Genomic DNA, 6,327 nt, shown 5'->3' with positions numbered 1-6,327 from the left:
CGAACGGCGCGCGTTGCCAGGAACGACCGCTGTGCATCGAAAGCGACAGTTCACTGGCCAAACGATGAATGGCGGCAAGTGGCGCGTTGTGCCGGTTCGGGACCGGGTGGACCTGGGACAGGATCGTCACTCAACCTTGGGTCTGTTACATAAAAGTGCAGTGTGGAACTCAACGGCTCATTGGTTTTGCGGGTTCAGCTCGTGGAAAAGGTCCGTCGGCCTTCCATGAATGCGGGTTTCCGCATCGCCTTACCTCGATTTGGTCGATGACCGCCGGACAGGCGAAGCGGAACCGTATCTCGCCCGAGAGCACTTTCGCTCGCATGATTTCGACGAACGCGGTGATCTTTTCATCCGCACTGAGAAACCTTGCATTTGACGGATGCAGTGGTGCTACGCTTGCGGAGCCCCGGGGCGTCTCTATGCGGCAATCCTTCGTCGTGAGCCGATGCTATTGTGCAAGTTTCGCAGCACTGCGGGTGGCGATATCGCCCAAGACAGCATGAAGAAGCGTTCCAACTTCCTGTTCGGCCACCCCGGGCGCAATTCCTGATTGGGACAGTTGAACGAGAATTGCCTTAGCGGTGTTGCGCCAGAAGGCGTTCGCGTCCTCCCCGTTCTTGGATTCCAGGACCCGGGCGATCCCTTCGACCAACTTCCTCCGCCGATGCAGCGGAAACGCGCTTATGTTTGAATCACACATCGATCACCTCACCCCTTCAGTCGCGCGAATAAGCATTGGCGGGTGAGAAAATTTGGTTAACAGCGCTTTTGGACAATGGTCAGCAATGGAATAAAGCGTCCGCCTCGGTGGACGGTGCCTCGAACAGCCACTGGACGCGGCGGCATGGGCGAGTTCGAGTTCCTGTTCAAGAGGTCCATCGGCGATGATGGACCGCGGGTGATCGCGCAGGAAGCGATGCGGTACAGCCGTCGGGAGGAAAGATCCCGATTGTATCAGGCATCCCTGTTCTTCTTGGAGGTGTCTGTGAAGGATTCGCGCATTCCCGAGACAGTCTTGGCGGCTATGTCAGAGGGGATCCATATCATTCGCGCTTATTGTGAGTACCTTAGATATTCGATCGAGGATCTGGCGGTGGCGTGCGGGCGAAGCGCCGGGATGGATGCGGACGGACCGCTTCGCTTCCGGCCACGCGACGTTGTCGGCTCGTCGCGCAGCCGGATGCGCGCCGGCTCAACAGCCGACGCAATGTATGAGGCCGTCCGGTCATCGCGGGTGCGCTATAGGCGCCATGGCGACCGGAATCTGGGCCAGGCAACTCGGCTCTAACAAAGGTCGACGTGGACGACCAACTGGCCCTCTCCGGGATGCCGGGAGATATGGCCTTTGCCGGTTCTGTCTTCCGCCAGCACTATGCTGCCGGCGGCGAGTCGGCGAATGTCGCCGTCGCTCGTTTCGAATTCAACTTCGCCAGTAAGCCAAATCACCAACTCGCGACGCGGCGGGTTGTGCCAATCCACCACTTTCATGCCGGTAGGCACCCGGCAGATGTTGCAGCCGGTCGCCGCAAGCGTGTCTGTCAGACGCAGCGGCGGATGGCCGTCGAAGAAGGCTCGGGGCAGCAATGCGAGGTCCACCTCTTCCATGTGAGTTTCCCCCTCGGCATCGGCGTAGATACGCAGATAGGTCACGCGCTCGTCAGTGGCGCGGGTGGCGTATGAGACGGTCTTTACGATTTCGCGCATGATTTTCTCCTGATTGTTACCGGATAGATGCGCGAGCATTGTGTGCGCTTGCCAGCACAAAGGCTTTCGGGCGATCTTGTGGATCGCGGCAGATTTACGGGTCATTCGCTTGAGAACTGCGAAGGACGGACAAAGTGCTGGTTGAATTCGATAAATTCCTGCTCGACACTGACCGACGAGAGCTTAGGGCAGCGACGGGGGAGTGGTTCACGTCGAGCCGCAGGTCTTCGACCTACTCCTCCATCTTGCGCAGAACGCCAACCGGGTCGTCAGCAAGGATGAGTTGATCGAGCGTGTCTGGAACGGCCGAGCCGTATCGGATGCGGCACTCAACAGCCGTATCAACGCCGCCCGCCGGGCGATCGGCGACAGTGGCGAGAGGCAGGCGATCATTCGAACCGTGCAGCGGCGGGGCTTCCTGCTTGCCGCCGAGGTCAGGACGGGAGCTAGTGGCGCCGCGGAGGCGGCCACCCGGCAACACGCGCGAGCCGAGGGTACGCTGCCCCGGTTGGCCCTGCCGGACAAGCCGTCGATTGCCGTCATGCCGTTCAAGAACCTGAGCGGGGATCCGGCGCAGGACTATTTCGCTGACGGGATGGTAGAGGACATCATCACGGGACTCTCGCGCATCAAGTGGCTGTTCGTGATCGCGCGCAATTCCACCTTCACCTACAAAGGGCAGCCGGTCGACGTGAAGCGGGTTGGTCGCGAACTGGGTGTGCGCTATGTGCTGGAGGGCAGCGTCCGCAAGGCGGACGAGCGCGTTCGGATCAGTGCGCAACTCGTGGAGGCGGAAACCAGCATTCACCTTTGGGCGCACCGCTGCGACGGCCATCTCGACGACATCTTTGCACTACAGGACGAAATCACGTTGAGCGTTGTGGGTGCAATCGAGCCGAGCTTGCGCGATGCGGAAATCGAACGCGTCAAACGCAAGAGGCCCGACAATCTCGACGCCTACGATCTCGTTCTGCGCGCCCTTCCTCACGTCTACGTAGCCATGCCGGAGGGGGCAGCCAAAGCGGTGCCGCTGCTCGAGCGGGCGCTGGTGCTGGAAGCCGACTATGCCAGTGCCCATGGCCTACTCGCCTGGTGCAACCAGTTCCTGTTCATCCGAGCCGGCTTCAAGGAGACCGACCGCATCGCGGCCATTCGCCACGCTCGCGCAGCAGTCACCCATGGTCGCGATGACGCAACCGCGATGGCCCTGGGCGCGTTCGTCATCGGGCTGGTGGAGCATGATCGCGCTGCTGCCCGTGAAGCATTCGAGCGGGCGCTTGCGCTGAGCCCCTCTTGCGCCTTCGCGCTCTTTCTTGGCGGCATTTTCCTGGCCTGGACCGGAGAGGCGGAGCGGGCGATTGAGTGGGCCGAACGTGCGTTGCGGGTCAGCCCTGTAGACCGGTTTGCCTTTGGGGGTCACCAAGCCGTAGCCGTCGGCAATTTCATACTTGGGCAATACGAGGAAGCGGCAACCGCCGCCCGGCGAGCCGTCTTGTCCAATCCAAGCTTCAGCGTAACCCAGAGCCTCTTGGCGGCGGCGCTTGCCAAACTCGGGCGAACAGCGGAAGCCAAAGCCGCCGCCAGGCAGGTGCTTGTGCTGCAACCATCCTTCAGTTCGAGTGGATACTGCAATGCCATTGGGATCACGCCGGCGCTGGCTGCAACGCTGGTGGAAGCATGGCACCAAGCCGGTCTGCCGCCATAGGAGTCAGTGCTTAGCCAACAAGACCAAGATGTCTGGATTCGAGCAATTCGGGTTTGATAAACGCAGGCGCGCCGAGGGATATCCAGCGTGATCAGTCCGGCGCGATGCCGCCACCTGGCACGATCGTGTGGACATGGGGAGCGCGGCCCATCAGCATCTTCATCATCTTGAGCAACTCGTTGGCGGCACCAGGGCCTCCGCATTCTGTCCATCATCGAAAGGATGTGCCTTCGTTCGAGCTTAGCGACAGGGCCGGTGCCATATTGCTATTCAGGAATCACTCGATTGCAAGGCCGTCGAGCGGATGGAGAAAGTCAGCGACGAACAATACCGCCGCTGAACCTTACCGGGGCCGCAGCGTCTCGCACTTGGCGAAGTCTTGCGCTGCCGAGTTCTGCAATAGTGACAGGCACCCTGCCAACTCACCCCAGCCAATACCTCGGCCCCGGCCCCTTGCGTCCTGCCATATCGGCAGGGTTCGCAAGGCTACACCGGTCGATCGACAGGCAGCCGCAACCGATGCACTCGGTAAGCCCCGACCTCAGGCGCTGCAACTCGGCGATGCGCTGGTCGATGCGCTTGGTCCACTGGCCCGACAACCGCGACCAATCCCGACGCGACGGCACGCGATCGGCTGGCAGCTTGGCCAGCTCGGCGCCGATCTCCTCGAGCGTCAGCCCAATGCGCTGCGCGAAGACGATGAAGGCGATCCGGCGCAGCACGGATCGCGGATAGCGTCGGTGTCCCGAGCCGGCCCGCTCGGACGCGATCAGCCCGCGCTCCTCGTAGAAGCGCAGGGCCGATGAGGCGACGCCGCTGCGCCGCGCCACGTCGGTGATGGTCAGCATGGAATCCATGCATGAACGAAAGCACAAGTCCCGCTTGACTTCAAGTTAACTTGAACTTGTACCAAGAGGCATACGGATTAAAGGAGCACTGGCAATGCAGACGAATATCGAACTTCAGGGACTTCGCGTGGCGGTCACGGGCGGCACGTCCGGCCTCGGACTGGCGCTTGTGCGGCAGCTTGCCGCGATGAATGCGTGCGTCGCCTTCGTCGCCCGCACCGCCGCGAATGTCGAACGCATCGCCGACGAGACGGGCGCGCACGGCATTGTCGGCGACGTCGGCAAGAAGGCGGACATCTACCCGATCGCGTTACAGGTCACTGCCAGCCTCGGCGGGCTCGATGTCCTGATCAACAATGCGTCGAGCCTCGGCCCTGTCCCTCTGGCGCTCCTTGCCGATACCGAGTGCGAGGAGCTGGAAATGGCGCTCGCGGTCAATCTCGTCGGCGCGTTCCGGCTGACGAAAGCCCTGTTCGGTGCGCTTGCCGCGTCCGCACGCGAGGGCGGGGGCGCGCTGGTCATCAACATTTCCAGCGACGCCGCGGTGAACGCCTATCCCGGCTGGGGAGCATACGGCGCGAGCAAGGCTGCTCTTGCTCATCTGACGGCGATTTGGGACGAGGAGGCGAAGGCTGACGGCATACGGCTCTTCGCGCTAGACCCCGGTGATATGGACACCCCATTGCACGCGCTGGCGCTTCCTGACGCCGATCCGTCTACATTGAAACGCCCCGAGCTGTCCGCTGCCGAGATCATCGAAAAGATGCTCGACGCGTTGCAGGTCCGTGCTACGCTTCACGCCGGGGCAAATACATGATTGCCGCCGACCGTCCCGACCGGCGCGCTGCCAGGCTGTTGGTCCTCGAGGCGGACGGCACGACGTGCGACCTGCCGCGCGCTGGAATCAAGACGCTATTCGGTCCCGGCGATCTGGTCGTCGCCAATGACGCCGCGACCTTGCCTGCCAGCTTGCACGGCACGCATGTCCCGAGCGGCGAGGCGATCGAGATCCGCCTGGCAGGCTGGCAGTCGTTTCCCGATCCAACCCGTTTCTTGGCGATTGCCTTCGGTGCAGGCGATCACGGCACGCGCACTGAAGACCGGCCGCCTCCGCCTCCGCTGTCACCAGGCGATCGACTCCGGCTCGGCCCGCTTAACGCCGTCGTAGAGCGCCTTCTCGACCATCCACGCCTTCTCGAGTTGCACTTCCCAGGCAACCGCGCAGCGGTGTTTGCAGGACTGGCGCAGCACGGCCGGCCGATCCAATACGCGCATGTTCCCGAGCCGTTGGCACTGTGGGATGTTTGGACGAAGATTGCCGCCGGGCCGGTCGCGTTCGAGGCGCCGTCGGCAGGCTTCGCGCTCGACTGGCGCACGCTCCAAGCCTGGCGTCGGCACGACGTTGGCTTTGCAACACTCACGCATGCTGCGGGCGTCTCTTCCACCGGCGATCCCGCGCTCGACTCGCGCCTTCCCTTCGACGAGCCCTACCACATTCCCGAGCACACAGCGGCACAGGTCGCGCGGGCGAAGCTGCGCGGCAGCCGCATCATTGCGATCGGCACGAGCGTAGTGCGCGCACTTGAGGCAGCCGCCAATCCCGGCGGCAATGTGCGTGCCGGAGATGGCATTGCGACAGGGCGCATCGCGCGGGGCACGCGGCTTCGCGTGGTCGATGCCATTCTCACAGGCGTCCACCAGCCCGGCGAAAGCCATTTCGAGCTCCTGCGCGCCTTTGCCGACGATGCTCTGCTCGCCAAGGCCTCCGCAGCCTTCACCGCGTATCGATACCGCGCGCATGAATTCGGCGATTCCATGCTGCTCAATCGCCAACCGCTGCTTCTATCGCGCGAACGGAACCATGCCGAGGTGCTCGAGACGAAGCCTCTACTCGAGCCGTGGCTATGATGTCGGCAGGTTCGGTGGCATTCCGGCCGCACGGCGAACGTCAGCTTCGGAGAAGCGCCGGAAAGGTCGGCAATTGGCGCACCTTACTCGTTCCAGTGGACGAGGCGAACAGCAACAAACCATCCATCTCGGCCATTGGCGGCAGCCAGTTGGTAGAGT

General features: G+C 62.7%; 7 protein-coding genes. 4 read left to right on the top strand and 3 right to left on the bottom strand.

What is annotated here, in order from left to right; genetic code table 11:
* Nucleotides 1–451: 451 nt before the first annotated feature.
* Nucleotides 452–703, bottom strand: coding sequence for a DUF6074 family protein (locus NKI70_RS33595; RefSeq protein ID WP_352726406.1), 252 nt, complete (start codon nucleotides 701–703; stop codon nucleotides 452–454).
* A gap of 144 nt (nucleotides 704–847) precedes the next feature.
* On the opposite strand from NKI70_RS33595, the gene NKI70_RS33590 reads away from it, so the two are divergent.
* Entirely contained in the window at nucleotides 848–1,291 is a 444-nt protein-coding gene (locus NKI70_RS33590) for a hypothetical protein (protein WP_352726404.1), read from the top strand.
* Here the strand turns inward: NKI70_RS33590 and NKI70_RS33585 are convergent.
* Nucleotides 1,288–1,707: a cupin domain-containing protein gene (locus NKI70_RS33585; protein ID WP_352726402.1), complete on the bottom strand. Its 420-nt coding sequence runs from the start codon at nucleotides 1,705–1,707 to the stop codon at nucleotides 1,288–1,290. The genes NKI70_RS33590 and NKI70_RS33585 overlap by 4 nt on opposite strands.
* A gap of 202 nt (nucleotides 1,708–1,909) precedes the next feature.
* Here NKI70_RS33585 and NKI70_RS33580 point away from each other — a divergent pair, with 202 nt between their 5' ends.
* Entirely contained in the window at nucleotides 1,910–3,412 is a 1,503-nt protein-coding gene (locus tag NKI70_RS33580; RefSeq protein ID WP_352726400.1) for a winged helix-turn-helix domain-containing protein, read from the top strand.
* A 422-nt stretch (nucleotides 3,413–3,834) separates the two neighbouring features.
* On the opposite strand, the gene soxR is transcribed toward NKI70_RS33580, so the two are convergent.
* Complete coding sequence (soxR, locus tag NKI70_RS33575; protein ID WP_123148309.1) at nucleotides 3,835–4,269, bottom strand: redox-sensitive transcriptional activator SoxR; 435 nt, start codon at nucleotides 4,267–4,269, stop codon at nucleotides 3,835–3,837.
* Between the two features lie 85 nt (nucleotides 4,270–4,354).
* Here soxR and NKI70_RS33570 point away from each other — a divergent pair, with 85 nt between their 5' ends.
* Both NKI70_RS33570 and NKI70_RS33565 read left to right on the top strand, forming a co-directional pair.
* Entirely contained in the window at nucleotides 4,355–5,077 is a 723-nt protein-coding gene (locus NKI70_RS33570) for an SDR family NAD(P)-dependent oxidoreductase (protein ID WP_352726398.1), read from the top strand.
* Nucleotides 5,074–6,168 (top strand): S-adenosylmethionine:tRNA ribosyltransferase-isomerase, encoded by a 1,095-nt coding sequence (locus NKI70_RS33565; RefSeq protein WP_352726396.1) that lies wholly within the window; start codon nucleotides 5,074–5,076, stop codon nucleotides 6,166–6,168. Before NKI70_RS33570 ends, NKI70_RS33565 begins: the two co-directional genes overlap by 4 nt.
* Nucleotides 6,169–6,327 lie beyond the last annotated feature (159 nt).

Origin of the sequence: Mesorhizobium sp. M0500 (assembly GCF_040321165.1) — a bacterium.
Taxonomy (GTDB): domain Bacteria; phylum Pseudomonadota; class Alphaproteobacteria; order Rhizobiales; family Rhizobiaceae; genus Mesorhizobium.
This window is presented reverse-complemented; position numbering and strand designations above follow the sequence as displayed.

Excerpts from the sequence above, each read along its gene's own strand:
- NKI70_RS33590 (WP_352726404.1), top strand. The coding sequence starts at position 848 with ATGGGCGAGTTCGAGTTCCTGTTCAAGAGGTCCATCGGCGATGATGGA.
- soxR (WP_123148309.1), bottom strand. The coding sequence starts at position 4,269 with ATGGATTCCATGCTGACCATCACCGACGTGGCGCGGCGCAGCGGCGTC.
- NKI70_RS33565 (WP_352726396.1), top strand. The coding sequence starts at position 5,074 with ATGATTGCCGCCGACCGTCCCGACCGGCGCGCTGCCAGGCTGTTGGTC.
- NKI70_RS33570 (WP_352726398.1), top strand. The coding sequence starts at position 4,355 with ATGCAGACGAATATCGAACTTCAGGGACTTCGCGTGGCGGTCACGGGC.
- NKI70_RS33585 (WP_352726402.1), bottom strand. The coding sequence starts at position 1,707 with ATGCGCGAAATCGTAAAGACCGTCTCATACGCCACCCGCGCCACTGAC.
- NKI70_RS33595 (WP_352726406.1), bottom strand. The coding sequence starts at position 703 with ATGTGTGATTCAAACATAAGCGCGTTTCCGCTGCATCGGCGGAGGAAG.